Genomic DNA, 17,535 nt, shown 5'->3' with positions numbered 1-17,535 from the left:
TGGGTACAGCACGAAAAGCAATTGGTTTTATTTTTAAAGTAATGACTTTACATTTTAGCCTGATTCGTATCCGGTAAAACTAATACAAAAGTATTTGAGTCTCCTTCTTTAAGAAACAGCCTCCCTCCGTGCAGAATTGTAAGAGATTTACTAATGGCAAGTCCTATTCCCGTTCCCTTTGCGCTACGCCTTGCGTCATGTAATCTCACAAAAGGCTCAAATATCTTTTCACTCATTTCCAAGGGAATGCGCACCCCATCATTGGAAATTTCAAACCGGATATCATTCGTTTCCAAGTCTTTTTCATACAAATATGCCTGAACAGTGGCGTCACAATACTTGACTGCATTACTAAAAAGATTGGTTATTATTTTGTAGAGAGCTACTTCGTCAGCATACAAATACACCTGATTCTCGGGCAACCGCAGGTCAAACGCAACTTTTTTACGAGTCGCTTGGTCTTGAAAATTCTCAAACACCTCAGTAACAATTGTCGAAACATTGACCTGTGAGAAATGTAACTTAAATTCCTTTGATTCTGTCTCACGAAAATCTAGTATCTGATTGCTCAGTTCAATCAGTCTTCTCGTGTTTCGCTCCATTAAAAGTAGGTTCTTCTTGTTTAGCTCGATGTCGTTGGGATTCTCCATCAGTAGTTCCAATGGACCCTTTATCAAGCTTAGAGGTGTCTTTATCTCATGCGCAACACTACTAAGAAAATCAACCTTAGAGTTGTATAATTCCTTCTCTTTCTGAACCTTTATTCTTTCCATTTCTCGCAGATTCTCTTGTCGCTGCCTGTCATGATATCTTTTTGCCAGAAACACGATCATGCAAGCCCCACCCAAGCAATACAATGCATATGCCCATTGGCTAGCCCAAAGCGGTGGTAGAATTTCTATGTGAAGCTTTGCTCCTTTCTCATTCCAAACCCCATCGCTATTAGCTCCCTTCACCCTGAGTGCGTATTTACCAGGGGAAAGCTTTGGGAAATTAATACTTCGCTCTTTTCCCAAGGCTATCCATTGCTCATCCAAGCCGTGCATTTGGTAGCTAAGACTATTTAGTTGGGGGAAAGGATAGCTTAGGGTCGCCACATCCACAGTTATATTGGCGCTATCATGCGGAAGTATAATATTATCCGTATACGTAATAGATTTTACCAGGGGCGAACCCTTTGTTCCGGCATTAACATCCCTGTTGTAAATTCGCACACCCGTAAAATAGACTGGCGGAGCAATGTTATTTTTGCGCAGTATTGATGGTTTGAAACTGATCATGCCGGCGATTGTTCCAAAGAACAACGTTCCGTCATCATCTTTATAAGAAGAGTTGTAGTTGAATTGCCCTGCCAGTAGTCCGTCCGAAACGTAAAAATTTGTGAACCTTCCGGAATCGGGATTTAACATCGCCAGGCCATGAGCGGTAGAAACCCAAAGGTAACCAGAGGCATCCTCCAATATTCGGTATACCTGGCGATCAGGCAGGCCGTCAGCGACTGTATAATTAACAATTTGGTCTTTTCCAGGCATGTATCTGCTGAGCCCGTTTTCTGTCGCGAACCAAAATTGATGTTTTGCATCCTGATATATTGTATTGATGTAATTACTTGGTAATCCATATTTCTTTGAACTTGTGATGCGCCCATTTTGCCCCGTTTTTCGATTAAGATAGTGAATTCCATACCCGTAAGTACCCACCCATAATGTCCCCTGGCCATCCTCATAGACACTTTGTATATTTACCTCTGGAAAAGGCATCTTAACAAAATTATCTTCACTGGGATTGTACTTGAAAAGACCAAGCGCCGTACCAACCAATACCTCGTTGTTCCTGGTTTTATAAAGTACAAGGATAACATTACTTCTAAGCGCTCCCGGCTTATCGCTGGCAATATAATGCCGTACGATTTTCTTTGTCCTGATATTCATGATATCCAGCCCGTGGTCATAAGTCCCGATCCATAGTTCATTATCAGCAGCGAGAAGGCCTAACAATTTATTGCTATGGATACTTCCTTTACCTTGTCGGTAGCGAATGGTCTCTCCGGTACCAAGCGTGAGCCGATTCAATCCTCCATCCTCGGTCGCTATCCACAGATTACCAGATTTATCCTTACATATTTCGCGGATCACGCTGCCACTTAGGCCATCTTTGTGTGAGCCGGCAAGATACTTTTTGAAATTATTGTATTGTGGCGAATGATAATTCACGCCGCCATAGCGTGTTCCGACCCAGACACCACCTTCCCTATCGCCGGAAAATGAAGTAATAACGTCATCAGAAATCGAATATGGATCTCCTGGCTGCCGTTTAACGTGTACAATAGCCCTTGATTTCGAATTGACAACAAATATCCCGGTTTCAGATCCAATCCAGTACTCGTCAGGCTTTCTCCTAAATATCCTGCTGACATATACATTTGAATTGAGCCCATTCTTTTTCAAAATGTCGGTAACCGATCCAGATTGAATTGTCAATAATAATACCGTCTTTGTTGTGCCGATTATCAGCGAGGAATCCCCCGCTGCACTAATATCAGATATCTCCAAATTTTCTTTACTTGGAAACAAAGTTGGGATATGAAAAGAAACAAAGCGATCAGTCTTATCATTATATAAGCTAACGGAACCTTTGTTGTTTGCTGCCCATACCGCTCCGCTATCTGAAACATTTAGTGTACGGATTTTTTCATCTTTATTATTGTAACGCCTGACCTGATTCGTCCTCGGATTATATTTATATAGTTGAAAGCTTGCCACTATCCAGATATCTCCGCGTTTATCCTCCTTGATAAACCATGCTTCGCTTTTAGGAATAGAACCCAGGCTCATAAACCGCTCTAATACAGGATCATAAATACAAATACCATTAATTGTACCGACCCAGATTCTACCCGCCCGGTCTTCATACAGGGACAAAACGAAGTCATTTCCGATACTTCGCGAGTCGTATGGGTTATTTCTAAAGACTTTGAAATCGACTCCGTCGAATCTATTCAGACCACAATGAGTACCTATCCAAATAAACCCTTTCCTATCTTGAAGGATGGCAGATGCGGTGTTACACGACAACCCGTCGGAATCTTTGTAGTTTTTGAAGTAAAGCCTTCCGACCTGAGAAAAACAGGAGCTGTCGGAAAACAGGAACGCAAGAGTCAAAACAAAGCTTCTTAAAATTATTTTCATTGTAAAGCTGGAATACAAATCTCGCTCCAATTGCCATACGTAATTGACATATCGTCGTACCGATAGCATAGCGCGTCTGGCAACCTGATAAAATATTCTCCATCAAATCATTAAAGAGCCCACCTTCCATCCGACCGCGCCGGGCTATTCCTCACAAATCGGAATGAACATCTTTGGTATGGTGTATCTTCCGCCGGTATGGACAGCTGTTGCTATTTCAAAACCACTGCACAACTTCCTTCCGGGAAAGTCCCGGGGGGATCTCGGTCTTCAAGCTTAAACTAATAACTTAGCCACTCCAGCCGGCCTGAGTGTTTGTCCCTAAGGCTCACGACTTGTATTACCTGGATGATCATTGATAAATTGACTTGGTGTCATACCAAACTGTTTGAGAAAAGCTTTGCCAAAGTGGGTCTGTGATTTGTATCCTACCAACATAGCAACTTCAAAAATTTTGTAATTTTTTTCGGACAACAGTTCGGCAGACTTCTTCAACTTAATTGTGTGAATAAACTCGTTGGGCGTCATATTGGAAATCGCCTTCACTTTTCTGTAAAGGGTAATTCGGGTCATATTCACTGCCTCGGCGAGCTGATCGATGCCAAATTCGGTATTGTCTATTTCCTGAAGGATATGACCTGACACTTGCGCCAGGAAATTCCTGTCTTCGCCAGAGTGACCAATCACTCTCACAGGCGCTAGCGGCGTCATCGTGAAATAACTCCTAAGTTTTTCGCGGTTGTCAAGTAAGTTCGCTATCTGGGCCCTTAGGTGTGCCGGCGAAAAAGGCTTTTCGATATAGGCGTCTGCCCCTAGTTCCAGTCCTTCGATCTTCGACTGCAATGCGTTTTTCGCCGTCAGCAGAATGACCGGAATATGACTAATTTCCCTGGAACTTTTTATCTGCCTACAGAGCTCAAAACCATCCATAACAGGCATCACAACATCACTAATCACCAGATCGATTGTTCTTTGATAAAGCATGGCGACTGCTTCCTGTCCATTTTTGGCAGCGAGAACATGATACGGGGACGACAACATCGACCCGAGGAAATCTAGTAAATCTTCTTCATCGTCTACAATCAGAATTTCGAAGGCACCCATTTTGTTTAGAATTTGATGATAGCAGTTTCTTTCGATCTGTCGAGTTGAATATAGAATTTTTTCGTAAATCCCAGATCGAAGGAGAGCCACTTATTGCCAACGTACATAACCTTCTATATCGATTTGGCGATGTAATCAAAAAGCATTCGAGAAATCACAATGCATAAATTCCTATTACAAAGTGTCAAGCTATCCGTTTATCAGTACCTATCACCATTTAGGCGCGAGCGTGGAAGATCGATACTCACGAGTGCCTAATGTCAATCAAAACTAGTTCTACGACTTGTATCAAAACCGCAACTAGCGCACTTGGATGAAATGTCCGAGGGAAAGCCACTCCTGAACAATTTAACTACCGGCCAAACTGGAACCACACTGTTACCGTATACGTGGTTATCGTCTTCACAATCAAACATCGGAAGTCCTACCGCTAAATTGATAAAATTCCGCGAAGTATTGAAATTCACAGACTAAGTCTTTCAGCAAAGACGTACTTACTTTGAAGTGTCAATTGGAGGGATAGGTTTGAATTGAGTAACAGGCGTTTCGAAGTGTCACGATTTACATATTTCATAACGACAAAACGAAAATGAAAGCACGAATGGCATAAACGTATACTACCTATCGTTACAATAGTTATAGCAAACATATTCATTTGACATTCGCCTGAAAAACATGATGTACTTTTCTTGTGGTGTCGCCTCCTGGCTCCTTTGACCTAGGGTGAATATTTACATTCAATTTTTAAGACCCTGACACTTGCAGCCATTATCAAGCAAGCCAGATAGCCTGTGCGCTATTGTGTAGTTCTTACATCTCATTTACCTCTTGTCCACTTTATCTATCCGCAGTTAAACTATGAAGAACCATTACAAACTAGGTCCATTATTGGGCGCTTCGACAGGGCTCATAAAGTCCTTCTCTTTCGCAATTTTATTGCTTGTTATTTTCAGTACCAGGAACCTAACAGCACAATCTTGTGACTATCCTGCATCGGCCAGCGGCACTTTTACACCTGGGGTTGGGATCTTTTTCGGAAGCCAGGTTCAAAACCCTAATAACGCTATAGATACAGACTACAGCGGTACCTACGCAAATTTTTACCAAGGCTTTGGAGGTGGTTTTTTCTCCAAGCATACTTTGACGGTAAACATGAACAGCAACGGAAAGGCAACTGATCAAATCTGGATTAAAGCAGGGTTATCGTCCAGTATATTCAGTGCAAACATCTTTTCAGGTTTTAATATCGTGTACTATTTTACCGACGGGACTACCTCAGAGGTAAGTATTGGTGCTTCATTTGCCAGTTGGGGTATTAATGTCGGTGGTACCGACGTAGAAAATGGTGTTTATCTTCCTTCGCCTGGCAAGCAATTTAACAAAGTAGATATATTCTACCAATCTCCTGCTGCAATAAGTATTACCGGAGATCTGGCGCACATTTACGCGGTAAAGCGGGTCCCTGCACAGCCCGCTTCTCCTCAGGTCTCGGGCGTTAACACAAACATTCCCTCTTGTGGCTCTACTTCCGCCTCAACTACTTTCAATATTGTCAATCCCTCGCCAGAATTGACCTACAAGTGGTACGATGTTTCCAGTGGTGGATCGGCAATATTTACCGGGACATCATTTTCTCCCGCCAAGTCGACCCAAACGGGCACTACAAGCTATTATGTTGAAGCTACCGTAGCTAACAATTGCCCGCTTCCTACGCAAAGGACTTCTGCAACCAGGACTCAGGTTCAAAGAACGATCACCTCCTGTGACTTGAATGCGGATGCTGACGGCGACGGCATCACGAACGGAAACGAAGGTTACACACCAACAGGCTCCTCGGATACGGACGGAGACGGCATCCCGGATTTCCTTGACCTGGATAGCGACAATGACGGCATCGTTGATAACATAGAAAAAGGTCCGAGCGCCACGCCGGTTGATACTGATGGGGACGGTATCGCTGATTTCAGAGACCTGGACAGTGATAACGACGGTATTAACGATGTTCGCGAAGGAGGTGGTAGCAGCACCGATACCAACAATGACGGACAGGCAGACGGCACTATTCAAGCCAACGGCATACCCTCTTCGGCAGGAGCTAATGGCAACACATCGCCCAGGGATACCGATGCAGACGGTCAAGCCGATTACAAAGATCTTGACAGTGACAATGACGCAATCAGCGACTTACAGGAAAGTGGCAACACGGTCGCCCTTACCGCTGATGCCAACAATGACGGTGCAATAGACATTGGTACAGGTAGCGATCCGGACAAAGATGGAATCATGACTGCGGCCGACGGTACGCCCCTAACATGGGGGGATAGCGGGGATATTGTACCAACAAACTCCGGACCAAATACTTCCGATGCCCCCGATTATATCAACACAAAATCAGATGGAACAAGTAACGATATCAGCAAAACACCTAATGCAGTACAGGACGCAAACGGAGACGGAAAAGTTGATAACCCGGCTGATGCCGACAAAGACGGGATCGCAGATGTCATCGATACAAAACCAGGCACATTTGGCGGGTTGCCTAAAGTGATACCTGCTGCGGATCTTACACCAATTATTTTGATGCCTCAACCGGACTTTTCTGCTACTAATACGGTGAGGACCTTTACGCTTAGCATTTATAATGTGTCTGCGATCTCGTCGTCTGGACTGGTTACCGTTTATGTTCTCAAGCCGACACCCAATTTCAGTATTGTCTTCTCGGCAGGGCCATGGAGTTCTGTTGACAGCGGGGCTTACTATACATTGACGAGTATACAGACAGTACCTGCGAATTTCACAGGGGCCATATCTATCACCGGTACGATCACCAAAGGCTCGGGAGTAACCAAGGGTGTCTACAATTTGCAAGCAGTAATTGGAGATGGTTCTGGCAGTGAAATAGACAATACCAACAATACTGCGAATGTCACGCTGAATGTCAATCCTTAACGCGGTTTCAGGCTAAGTGCTCAACACAGATTGAGCACTTACAAGAGAACAAATCTGGTTCAAATAAACATATTGATTCACTATGAAAACACAAAAATTCATCCGGTCTATCGTATGGATGGCTTTAATCTTGACGATAAATAGCAGTTTTGCTCAAACATCCAGAAATCTCGGTCTAAGTGGCGGACCTGATGGTGATTATCCGGGTTATCCTTTCTCGGGTACTTTCAATTTACTTTTCAATAATGTTGCCGGAACAGGCCCCCTTGGTCAACTTCCCCTCCCGGCGGGTTCATTGCAAATTGTAGCAGTAGTACCGCCAGGTATCGAAATGGCTGACTCTTACACCGCACCAACAGGATGGTTGTATACAAAAACCGGCCCTCAGACAGCGACATTACTGCAGGTAGGCCCGGTAAGCTCTAGTCCTCCGGCCAGTTTTGTATCATTTGCAATTCCCTTGAGTATCAAGGCAGCTGTCGACGAAGGCGTCTGGTCTGCTCAAATTCAACGGATCCTTCCCACCTACATCGACCCTGATCCGAGCAATAATTCTCCCAACGGAGTTGTAACGGTAGCCGACGTCCCTCTACCAGTCACGCTGTCAAGCTTCGAGGTTACAAAAGAGGGAACTACAGCTGACTTGAAATGGTCAACCGTCGAAGAAGTCAACAGCGACTATTTCATAATGCAGCATAGCGTAGATGGTAAGATATGGACCGAGATAGGCAGGATAGAATCCCACAAAGATTCCAAACAAATAAACAATTACAGCTATACACACACTTTACCTTCGCCGGGTGAAAATTACTATCGCCTGAAAATGGTGGACCGGGATTTCACATTTGCGTATAGCAGTATACGTAATGTAAGTTTCGAAGGGCGCTCCATACGGGTTTACCCCAACCCCGCGACTGATATCCTTTACATAAGTCAACAGGTATCAGCCAAACTTGAAAAAGTAGTGATCTACAACTCGTCAGGCACTTCTGTCTATAATTCAGACGTTCGGATAGCGGATAAAATTAATGTCAGCAATTTCCCTGCCGGCATGTACTTGATACATATGGTATACGCAACCGGAACCGTCGATGTACAAAAGATACTGGTTTCCCGATAGCATAGCCAGCTTTTTATCGAAGGAAAAGGGCGGCGTAATGGCTATTTCAACATTACGTTGTCCCTTCCTTGACATCAAGAGTAGGTCTTGTTCGCATTAAATCTCAACATATCATGCAAAGAATTATCATCTATGACAGGCACCCCGTATCAATATTGGGGTTTAAGTCAACTGTTGAAAGCTTTGTGGAACATATCGAGATAATTACGTGTCGCAGCGAAGTAGAGGTATTTCAGCAAATGGAAGTGGGAGTAGCAGACATGATCATCCTTGGGTTAAATGAATTTGAGCCGGATAAAACGGAATTTGTCCGATCTCTGACAAAGATTAGTCCGCGCGCCTTCATAATATTGTTCTTGCCTGTCACCACTTATAACTATTGTAGCGATTATCTGGCACTAAATGTAAAGGGTTACTTTTCGAAATCGGACCCAATCGAGGTTTTCCTGGACATGCTCCCGACTATATTGAGCGGCAAAAAATTCTTCTGTTCTGACCTGGTCGACGAAATTGTAGCCCATACTTTGGCCTTCAAACAAGGTAGCTCGTCGTTAAAAACAAAACTTACCGAGAGGGAAAACAGCATAGCTCGCATGATTGCAGACGGTGTAAAGACCTCCGAAATTGCACGGCTACTAGATTTGAGAAGTCCCACAATCAGTACCCTGAAAAGAAAAATATTCTTAAAATTAGGTGTCAACAACGTTGCGGACCTTAAAGTAAAAATGGATCGAACCTATCACCATACAGTTAACCATAAATAACGTTGAAGTAGTCAGGCCAGGCCCCGATCTTGTCAGGTGCCTGGTTTTTTATCTTTGCTGCTTCTCTATATTAACTGAATGGCTGCACCAATTCGGCGCGACCAAAAACGACAAATAAACATCCACACCTGGTTAGTTTGGCGCCGACACCCTAAACCTTGTTTTACGCAAGCCAAGTTGGCTGCCAGGCCTTTCCCATACAATAGCATAGTAGAATCATCTCCCGAAATCGGGAGACGATATCTGATTTAAAATTACCTCTGCCAAAGGCTAGGTTTGCCTATCGCACCCACGACAGCGGTTACAATACTAAATATATTAATAGCTAAAATATCGTCAATCCATTGCATAATATAGTCAAATTCTATCATTTCACGGATGTACAAAAGGCCGTTTGACCTATGCTTGCAAATGCCTAACAAATGTGTGTATCTCTGAAAGAGCATTTTGGACGAGCTAACTAAACGAATTCGAATTTTGGACACTAATTTCTATAAGTCAAATTTGGTTGTGATTGACAAAACGCATCGACCATTCTTTTGGCAGTACACCAAATTGTCTTTTGAATTCCCTTGAAAAATACTTTGCATCTTCAAATCCCACTAGTTGTGCAACCTCCCCGACTGTGGCCCCGGGACGTTTGAGTAACTCGGAAGCTTCATTCATACGCACCACTTTGACAAATTCATTCACGGTTAAACCGGTCAAAACCTTTACTTTCTTGTATAATACGCTTTTGCTCATCCCCATATGAGAGGCCAGCTGCTGAGTGGTGAATCCCGGATGGCCCATTTGCTGCTGAACAGTGTGCGTGATCAGGCTTAGAAACTCGCTATTGCGATCTTCCTGCGGATATTGCTCCCTTGAAAGCAACTGCCGCGTATAAGTCTGCTGAATGGCTTGCCTCGTAGAAAGAACATTTCGAATTTTCAGTTCAAGAATTTCGATGTGAAAGGGCTTGACGATATAGTCATCAGCACCTGCCAGAAGCCCCTCCATTTGCTGGTTCAGCGTTGATCTGGCCGTGAGGAAAATAACCGGGATATGACTGCTCCTAAGGTCAGACTTTATTTGCGCGCAGAGCTTGATACCGTCAGTGCCGGGCATCATCACATCACTGATGACGATGTCGGGAAGATGCTCAAGCACTTTATCCCAGCCATCCTGGCCATTAACCGCCTCGTAAACGTAAAAATGGGACTTCAAAACCTCCCGGCAAAAACCACGCAATTCCTCGTTGTCTTCGACCAGCAAAACAGAATGCTTTTCAGTAGGCCCGGACGGTGGTACGCCATGGGCGGGTTCACTCCTAGAATTGACCAACTCGATAGTTTCCGCCGTGTGATCCATATCGTCGAAAAGGGTAACCTTGCCGTTAAAATGGGTGATACCCTTGAAAAGTCTGATCGAAAACTCGCTTCCCCTGTCAGGTCCGGTCTGCGAGCTCTTCACGGCCAGCATACCACCATGCAAATCAATAATATTTTTGGCGATCGCAAGCCCTATGCCATATCCGGTGTTAACAGCCTCATGCTCATAGACTTGAAAAAAATTGGTAAAAAGCTTGTCGAGATGCTCCCTGGCAATACCCTGCCCGTCATCGGATATCGTAATCACTACATCTGAATCTCTATCGTCCACTGCAACAGTTACCCTACCCGCCACAGGCGTGAACTTGTAGGCATTATGCAGCAGGTTATAGACCACTTTTTGCAATTGGACGGGATCATACCATACCCAAATTTTCCGGTCACTCGCCGAAAATTCTGTTTGGACTTGTTTCGCTTCCGAGATGTATTCAAATGCTGCAACACAGTTTTGGACAAAAGCTACCAACTCACCATGCTGAACATGCAAGCTGACCTTTTGCTGTTCAAACTTCCGGAAATCAAGTAGTTCCTCCACAAGCGCCATCAGCTGCTCGGTGTTCCTGTTTGTTGTCCTGAGTAATTTCAGAGAATCCGCATCCGTGTTGGGCGATTCAAGCAGCTTCCGGACCGGAATCCCGATCAGCGTCAAATGCGTGCATATCTCATGGGAAATGTTAGTAAAAAAGTCGAGCTTGGATTGATAGAGCTCGTTTTCCTTCCGCAAGATTCCTCTCAACCAGAAAAAACGAATAAAGAAAAAAACCAGGGCAGCTAAAATGAGGGCATATGCCAGATATGCAGGCCAGCTTTCCCACCACGGCCCCTGGATTATGATGACGAGTCGCCGAGGTGATTCACACCAGACACCATCGTTGTTAGCTCCCCGAGCAAGGAACACATAACGCCCCGGTGGCAGACTTGTGTAGGTTGCCGACGGACTGCGAACATAGTTCCATTTATCTTCAAAACCTTCGAGCTTGTAAGCATAAAGGTTCTTTTCCGGCTGGTGAAAATTGAGCACCGAAAAATCTATCGAAAAAATATTTTGCTGATGGTTCAGCCTTATTTCCCTGACGTGATTGATATCGCTGGCCAATACCTTATTCTTGTCATTGACTGAGACGGTCTGATTGAAAATCTTCAAAGCAGTAAACGCGACTTTAGGCGCCGCCGTATTCATTACGATCTGTCGCGGATCAAACCGGAAGGCCCCACCGGTAAATCCCAAAACAATTTCCCCAGATGCGCGGATACACCATGCGCCAGCTACAATTTCGTTACCAGGCAAGCCGTCGGCAGCTGTATACACCTGAATGGTATGGTTGTCGGGATGAAACCGCACTAGTCCATTGTCAAGGCTCATCCACAGGTACCCCTGTCGATCCCCGAAAAGATTGCCGATATAAGTCTCGGAGAGACCAAATGGAAGCGCTTGCGGTATGAGAATATTTTTGACCGGATCATATCGCTGTAACCCACGAGACTGTGTCCCCAGCCAGACCCGTCCTCTGTAATCCTTCCAAATCGCCGACGGCGTGCCTTCCGAAGTTGTCATTGCGTCTATACCTGCCGCAGGTACCCAAACTGGCACTTTCTCACCTGGTCTGAGCAGCAGCAACCCATTACTGACACCAATCCATACAGTACCGCTTTCGTCCCCGTACAAGCACGAAATGTGGCCAAGGCGTGCGATATGTCCGGTGGAGACGAAACGCTCGATGCGTCCAGTAACCGGATCGAGCAAATGCAGACCGTCTTTTGAAGTACCCACCCAGATCCGTCCGCTCTTATCTTCAAGCAGCGCAGTAATATGGTGCTGGTGGGGTTCCTGAGCATCATTAAACGGGAACTTGACCTGAAATGAGGTACTACGTCTTGTTACCGGATCATACCGCACGACGTTATTATAATTGTTTCCTAGCCAGAGATTACCCTTTTTGTCCAGGTGTAGCACTCTGCATTCCTCAACATTGCTCTTGTCCCACGTAATGGTGTGAGTGACCATCCCGTTCGGGGCAATGCGTTGTACCTTATCCCGGTAAAGGCTCAACCACAGATTCCCACCAGCATCTTCGGCAACAGCATTCACCATTTTTTTTCCCGTCTGCCGAAGCGCCCGAAACGGATGCCTTTGAGGATAAATAAAGTTCGCCCCTCCATAATAGGCTCCGAACCAAAGAATTTTCTGTTGGTCCTCGAAAATCCAATAAATACTGTTGTCGCTTACCGAACCAGGTTGTGTGTCATCGTGCCGAAACGCGACGGATACCTGTTGTTTTGGATCAATACGGAAAAGCCCGCTTAATGTTCCTATCCATATCTGCCCGTTGCTATCGCGGAAGATCCGTAGAATTGTGTCAAATTTTTCAGATGGATTTCCCGGGGCGCTTTCCCAGAGTTGCTTTGAGCCGTCAACTGGATTGAACCTAGTCAGCGTCCCCTTGACCGTCCCCACCCAAAGATTACCCGAATTATCGCTACCCACTGCTCTGATGCGAACATCACCGAAACCGTCTCGAATAAGCCCGATTCTTTTTCCATTGTCTTGAATCTTTGCAAGACCGTTCGAAGTTGCGGCCCAGAGAATTCCGGATTTGTCCCTGTGCAAGTCGTAGACCACCGTTCCATCAGATCTTTTGACTTCCGGTCCCTGCTGTGGCGCAGACATAAGAAACCGGCGAAATTGAATACCGCCTCCATTCAGTCTTACAAGTTGATTGACACCATTGGCGGTACCGATCCAAAGCTGTCCCCGGTTATCCTCGGCAAAGGATCTGATTGAGTTGCTGCTCAAAGAATTTGTATCACCGGCCTGGCTCGCAAAATGGGTAAACGAATCGGATATGGGGTCATACAGATTCAGGCCGGTTTGTGTACCTACCCAAACACTGCCGTGCGAGTCGCAAAAAACCGAGCGGACATTATTAGAAGAAAGGCTCCTCGTTTCGCCGGCCTGATGGCGATAATTTTTGACTTCGCGAGAATCGTACCTGCTTAGGCCGTTGGGTGTGGCAAACCATAAAAAGCCTGAAGTGTCCTGGGCGATCTGACAAACTGTATTCTGGGCTAGGCCTTCAAAGGGGGTCAGATGATGGAAAGTAATCGGTTGCGCCCGCACATAATTGCAGAGCAACAATGTGTAACAAACTGCTCTTAACACACGAAACAGCATACTGAAATAACTGGCCTATTTCTATAAAGTAAAATTTTTTCGAATCCCGATGACAAAATATTCGATCTGTCACATTCACACATAAATCTATCAAAACCGGGGTTATCACAAGTAACCAAAGGAGAATAAACTCAATTTTCTACCTTTTTAAAACCAAATCTCAACCGTCCGGCAGGCAAAAAAGATAAATATTTGCGAGAAGAAGTAACATTAATTCTACAATTAATCGAATCTAGTTGTAGAATTTCGAATATACCCTTACCATATCAGTTGTCCTTCGCTATGAAGCTAACATTACCCAAAATCTTTATCGTCGACAGCCATCCTTCGTTTCGTTACGGATTACGCCAATTATTGAGCGAAAGCATCCACCGGGCCTGGATACGAGAATTCGCAACCTATGAGGCAATGGTCTCGGTTGCAGTCGAAATACCCGATCTGATCATCGCCGGACTGAATAACAGTACCCAGCTTCAAATTATCGGTAAACTTGGAAGGGCCGCCACCGCCGGGGCACGTATACTGCTGATCTATAACGAACGTCAGCAAACCCGGGCGTTACATTCGCTTCCAGGGCACATAGATGCGGTGTTGAACAAAGAAGCCGAAATCGACCAAATCCAGCAGGTGATTGCCGAGCTGTTGTCGTTGCCACAAAAGAAAAGCGTATCGTATTTATTGCCGAACGGGAGCTACCGCCAAGCCTTCCGGCTAGACCTTTCCCATCGTGAATTCGAGATTGCACATTACCTGGCCCAGGGAATGAGAACCTCGGAAATTTCCAGTCTGATGCGGCTCAAACCCTCCACGATCAGCACCTACAAGCACCGGATTCTCAACAAAACTCAAACTTCTAACATTATCGAACTAAGGCAATTAATGTACACAGACCATTATTTGGCAGGAATCTGACCGCTGTCGCCGCGGATCAGCACATATTATCAAACGCTCAATTAGTATCAACTTAACCAGACCAACATGAAAACTTTTTATGAAGGAAAGCCAGGCATGTGGGGCCAGTGGATTTCAGGCCCACCCCGAAAACTCTTCGCACGCGTGCGCAATGCCGTGTCCCACTCCACGAACTATTGCGAGACGGTATTACGGCGTATTACCCCGCGATCGGCGCGGCTTGCGGCAATCGCGGCCCTGATCGCTAGTTCAACTATTGCTTTTTCGATAACCGGCCCAACCCTGCTCAAGCCCGTTATCGAAAAGCTGAACATTGTCTTGCCAGCGCCGCTAAAGCAAGCTGTACCACAAAACGCGAAACCGGCAAACGATCAAGCAGCGGCAGAACCACTCAGAACCATGGCCCCGCAAGGCGCATTCCCGCTTCAACGCGGAATGGCTCTGGTAAGCCGCCTTTCCAATCCGAATGCCGGAGTACCCGGCCAGGGCTCAGACCCGAAAGGCTTTGTTCTCGGCGTTTACGACGCGCGTAACCCCGGTGACAACGGTGCGCCTGCGGCTTTGACCAACTGGGCCGCAGTTTCCAACACCATTTTCCGTCACCCGGAATGGACCAATGCTAAAATGGGAGAAGTCTTCGGAATCGAAATCGATAACTCGGTACCGGCCACCCCACAGGTATTTGTAGGAAGTACAGGGACTTTCGTCGGTTACATCAATGGATCAGCCGAGTACGCAGGACGGACAATTCCTGCCGTAGGCTCTCAGGGCGGCGATGTCTTTCGGATTGATGGCAACACCGGAAATGTTTCGACTATTACCAACGGCATTCCCAGCACCGGTTACCACACATCGGGCGGACGTGGTGCGTCAGCAATGACAGTGCCTTTGAACACTACTGCGGGAAGGGTCAAGTCTGTCGCAATCAACAATGGCGGCTCGGGATATGCACTTTTCGACCCGTTGGTGTTTACCGGCGGCACAGGCACGGGTGCTGCCGGGTATGTAACTGTGACGGGGGGCGTAGTGACAGGAATCGTACTAACCAACCAGGGAACAGGATATGGTCCTGAGCCGCTAACGGTAAGCGTCACGTCGGCTGGCGGTGGAACGGGCTTTTCCGGAACAGTTACGGTGGGGTATCCACTGCAAACCGGAGTCATTGTCCCCACCTCGGGTGGAGCGGGCTACCCAAGCCTTGGCGCGACCATTATGGGTGACGGTACCGGCGGAGGCGTGAACACTGCATTCAGCGGCGGGACATTAACACAATATAATATAACCGCGGCCGGCTTGGATTACACCTACGCCCCCACCGTTACCATCAACAACCGTTATACCGGGGTAGGCAACATTGGCTATAACTATGCCAAAAAGGTTGTTTATACCTCCTCGCTTGACAATGGAAATATTTATGCAATCGATGCGACTACGGGAACATTCCTGGGTACGCCCTTCGATCATCAACCTGGCGTTGCAGATCCTGCGCTGGCCGTAACCGACCTTCGTCGCCTGGCGGTGGGTATGGCCTGGAACCCCAGGGACAACCGCCTTTACTTCTCTCGCCCTGACGCAGTCGGATACACGACCGCGGGCACAAGTTACAGTTTCACGCACAACGAAATCGTCTCCATCGGATTGAATGCGGACGGCTCAATCAATGCGGCCGATGTAATCAAACAAGAGGTGCGCCTGCCGGTTACTGCTCTGCAGCTTGACCAACGTTCGCTGATCACCGACATTGAATTTACCTCAGATGGCAACATTGCATTGCTGGGCGAGATGTCGACCGGCAATTCCGCATTCCGCCTTACCACATCCGAAAGCCGTTTTACAAAAGGGTCACATAATGCGATCGCAAGGGAATACCGCTTCGATGGCACGGCATGGAGCATCAACGAGGAGTACCACGTTGGTAACACTTACAGCGGCTACAATAACACCGGTGGTGCCGACTTTGGTTATGGCAACTCTGAAAACCCCGAAGCATACTACGACGCGGCGGTCCTGACCGGCGATTACATTGAAGGCTCCGGCGTGGTTTACGGTATTCAGGTCAGCCCTCTTTCGCAGGGGAATTACCCGACCAATAGTCCGTTCAATCATTATGTAATAGATGACAACACCCCTTTTCTTGGTTTGTTCGTAGAAAAAACGGGAATTGGCGATGTGGACGTTTTCAGTGGGGTCGATTACCCTTCTCAGGACATTGTACTGGCTCTGGGCATCATTACCCAGCCAACCGACTGCACCACACCCGACGGTATCATCACCATTACCGGAGAAGGGCTTTTACCCAACACGCCTTACCCGGTTACTTATGTTAAAGACGGCGGCGCGCCCGTTTCGGTCAGTATTGTCAGCAATGCATCTGGGATTATCGAAATAACCGGGCTCTCTCCCGGGGCCTATACGGGTATACAAATAAATGACCCACCCACATATACAAGTAACATCCTCTCTACCACGCTTACATGTTCTGTTTCACTAAGCGGAACGGTATTCAATGATGTCAACGGCTTGAACCCAACGCCAGCAAATACAGTCGATGGTACACCGATCCAATCGCCGTCCGGAACGCCGCTGCATGCGAACCTGTTCACTCAGGCGGGCGTGTTTGTGGCCACCACACCGATCGACGCGTCTGGTAACTACATTTTCAACAACGTAACACCTTCGACAACCTATGTGGTGACGATTAGCACCACACCAGCAGCTAGCGGATCGGCGCCTGCCACATCGGTGAGCCTGCCAACAGGATGGGTTAACACCGGGGAAAATGTAGGACTCGCTGCCGGAAGCGATGGCACTGTGGATGGTATACTGCAAGCCGTGGTGACAACAGTCGATCTGCCCAATGTCAACTTCGGAATCGAAGAAGGCCCCGAGACAGCGGTTAACCTGCAACCTTCGCAGCCTAATCCAGGGGGAACCACCAATGTGACTGTACCTGCCA

General features: G+C 46.5%; 7 protein-coding genes and 1 pseudogene. 5 read left to right on the top strand and 3 right to left on the bottom strand.

The genetic code is table 11. The annotated features are described in order from the left end of the window. Positions 1–47: 47 nt before the first annotated feature. Positions 48–3,188: a ligand-binding sensor domain-containing protein gene (locus AC2YIT_RS30620; protein WP_487281719.1), complete on the bottom strand. Its 3,141-nt coding sequence runs from the start codon at positions 3,186–3,188 to the stop codon at positions 48–50. 321 nt (positions 3,189–3,509) lie between these two features. Then, on the bottom strand, positions 3,510–4,292 hold the full coding sequence (locus AC2YIT_RS30615) for a response regulator transcription factor (RefSeq protein WP_487281718.1): 783 nt from the start codon (positions 4,290–4,292) through the stop codon (positions 3,510–3,512). 858 nt (positions 4,293–5,150) lie between these two features. Here AC2YIT_RS30615 and AC2YIT_RS30610 point away from each other — a divergent pair. From AC2YIT_RS30610 to AC2YIT_RS30600, 3 genes are all read left to right on the top strand, one after another. Next, positions 5,151–7,241 carry an immunoglobulin domain-containing protein gene (locus tag AC2YIT_RS30610; RefSeq protein ID WP_487281717.1) on the top strand — a complete coding sequence of 697 codons (2,091 nt, stop codon included), beginning with the start codon at positions 5,151–5,153 and terminating at the stop codon, positions 7,239–7,241. 82 nt (positions 7,242–7,323) lie between these two features. Beyond that, positions 7,324–8,361 carry a T9SS type A sorting domain-containing protein gene (locus AC2YIT_RS30605; protein WP_487281716.1) on the top strand — a complete coding sequence of 346 codons (1,038 nt, stop codon included), beginning with the start codon at positions 7,324–7,326 and terminating at the stop codon, positions 8,359–8,361. Between the two features lie 113 nt (positions 8,362–8,474). After that, complete coding sequence (locus AC2YIT_RS30600; RefSeq protein ID WP_487281715.1) at positions 8,475–9,125, top strand: helix-turn-helix transcriptional regulator; 651 nt, start codon at positions 8,475–8,477, stop codon at positions 9,123–9,125. A 498-nt stretch (positions 9,126–9,623) separates the two neighbouring features. Here AC2YIT_RS30600 and AC2YIT_RS30595 read toward each other — a convergent pair whose 3' ends face one another. Beyond that, entirely contained in the window at positions 9,624–13,667 is a 4,044-nt protein-coding gene (locus AC2YIT_RS30595) for a two-component regulator propeller domain-containing protein (protein ID WP_487281714.1), read from the bottom strand. Positions 13,668–13,949: 282 nt separating this feature from the next. On the opposite strand from AC2YIT_RS30595, the gene AC2YIT_RS30590 reads away from it, so the two are divergent. After that, positions 13,950–14,579, top strand: a complete 630-nt coding sequence (locus AC2YIT_RS30590) for a response regulator transcription factor (protein WP_487281713.1) — start codon at positions 13,950–13,952, stop codon at positions 14,577–14,579. Between the two features lie 66 nt (positions 14,580–14,645). Further along, positions 14,646–17,535: pseudogene (locus AC2YIT_RS30585) on the top strand (hypothetical protein); the annotation flags it as partial.

The organism is Dyadobacter sp. SRI_021 (assembly GCF_057586235.1).
The sequence above is the reverse complement of the archived record's forward strand: the minus strand, read 5'-3'. Positions and strand labels throughout refer to the sequence as shown.

Coding starts and splice junctions, on each gene's coding strand:
- AC2YIT_RS30605 (WP_487281716.1), top strand. CDS start 7,324: ATGAAAACACAAAAATTCATCCGGTCTATCGTATGGATGGCTTTAATC.
- AC2YIT_RS30595 (WP_487281714.1), bottom strand. CDS start 13,667: ATGCTGTTTCGTGTGTTAAGAGCAGTTTGTTACACATTGTTGCTCTGC.
- AC2YIT_RS30615 (WP_487281718.1), bottom strand. CDS start 4,292: ATGGGTGCCTTCGAAATTCTGATTGTAGACGATGAAGAAGATTTACTA.
- AC2YIT_RS30620 (WP_487281719.1), bottom strand. CDS start 3,188: ATGAAAATAATTTTAAGAAGCTTTGTTTTGACTCTTGCGTTCCTGTTT.
- AC2YIT_RS30590 (WP_487281713.1), top strand. CDS start 13,950: ATGAAGCTAACATTACCCAAAATCTTTATCGTCGACAGCCATCCTTCG.
- AC2YIT_RS30610 (WP_487281717.1), top strand. CDS start 5,151: ATGAAGAACCATTACAAACTAGGTCCATTATTGGGCGCTTCGACAGGG.
- AC2YIT_RS30600 (WP_487281715.1), top strand. CDS start 8,475: ATGCAAAGAATTATCATCTATGACAGGCACCCCGTATCAATATTGGGG.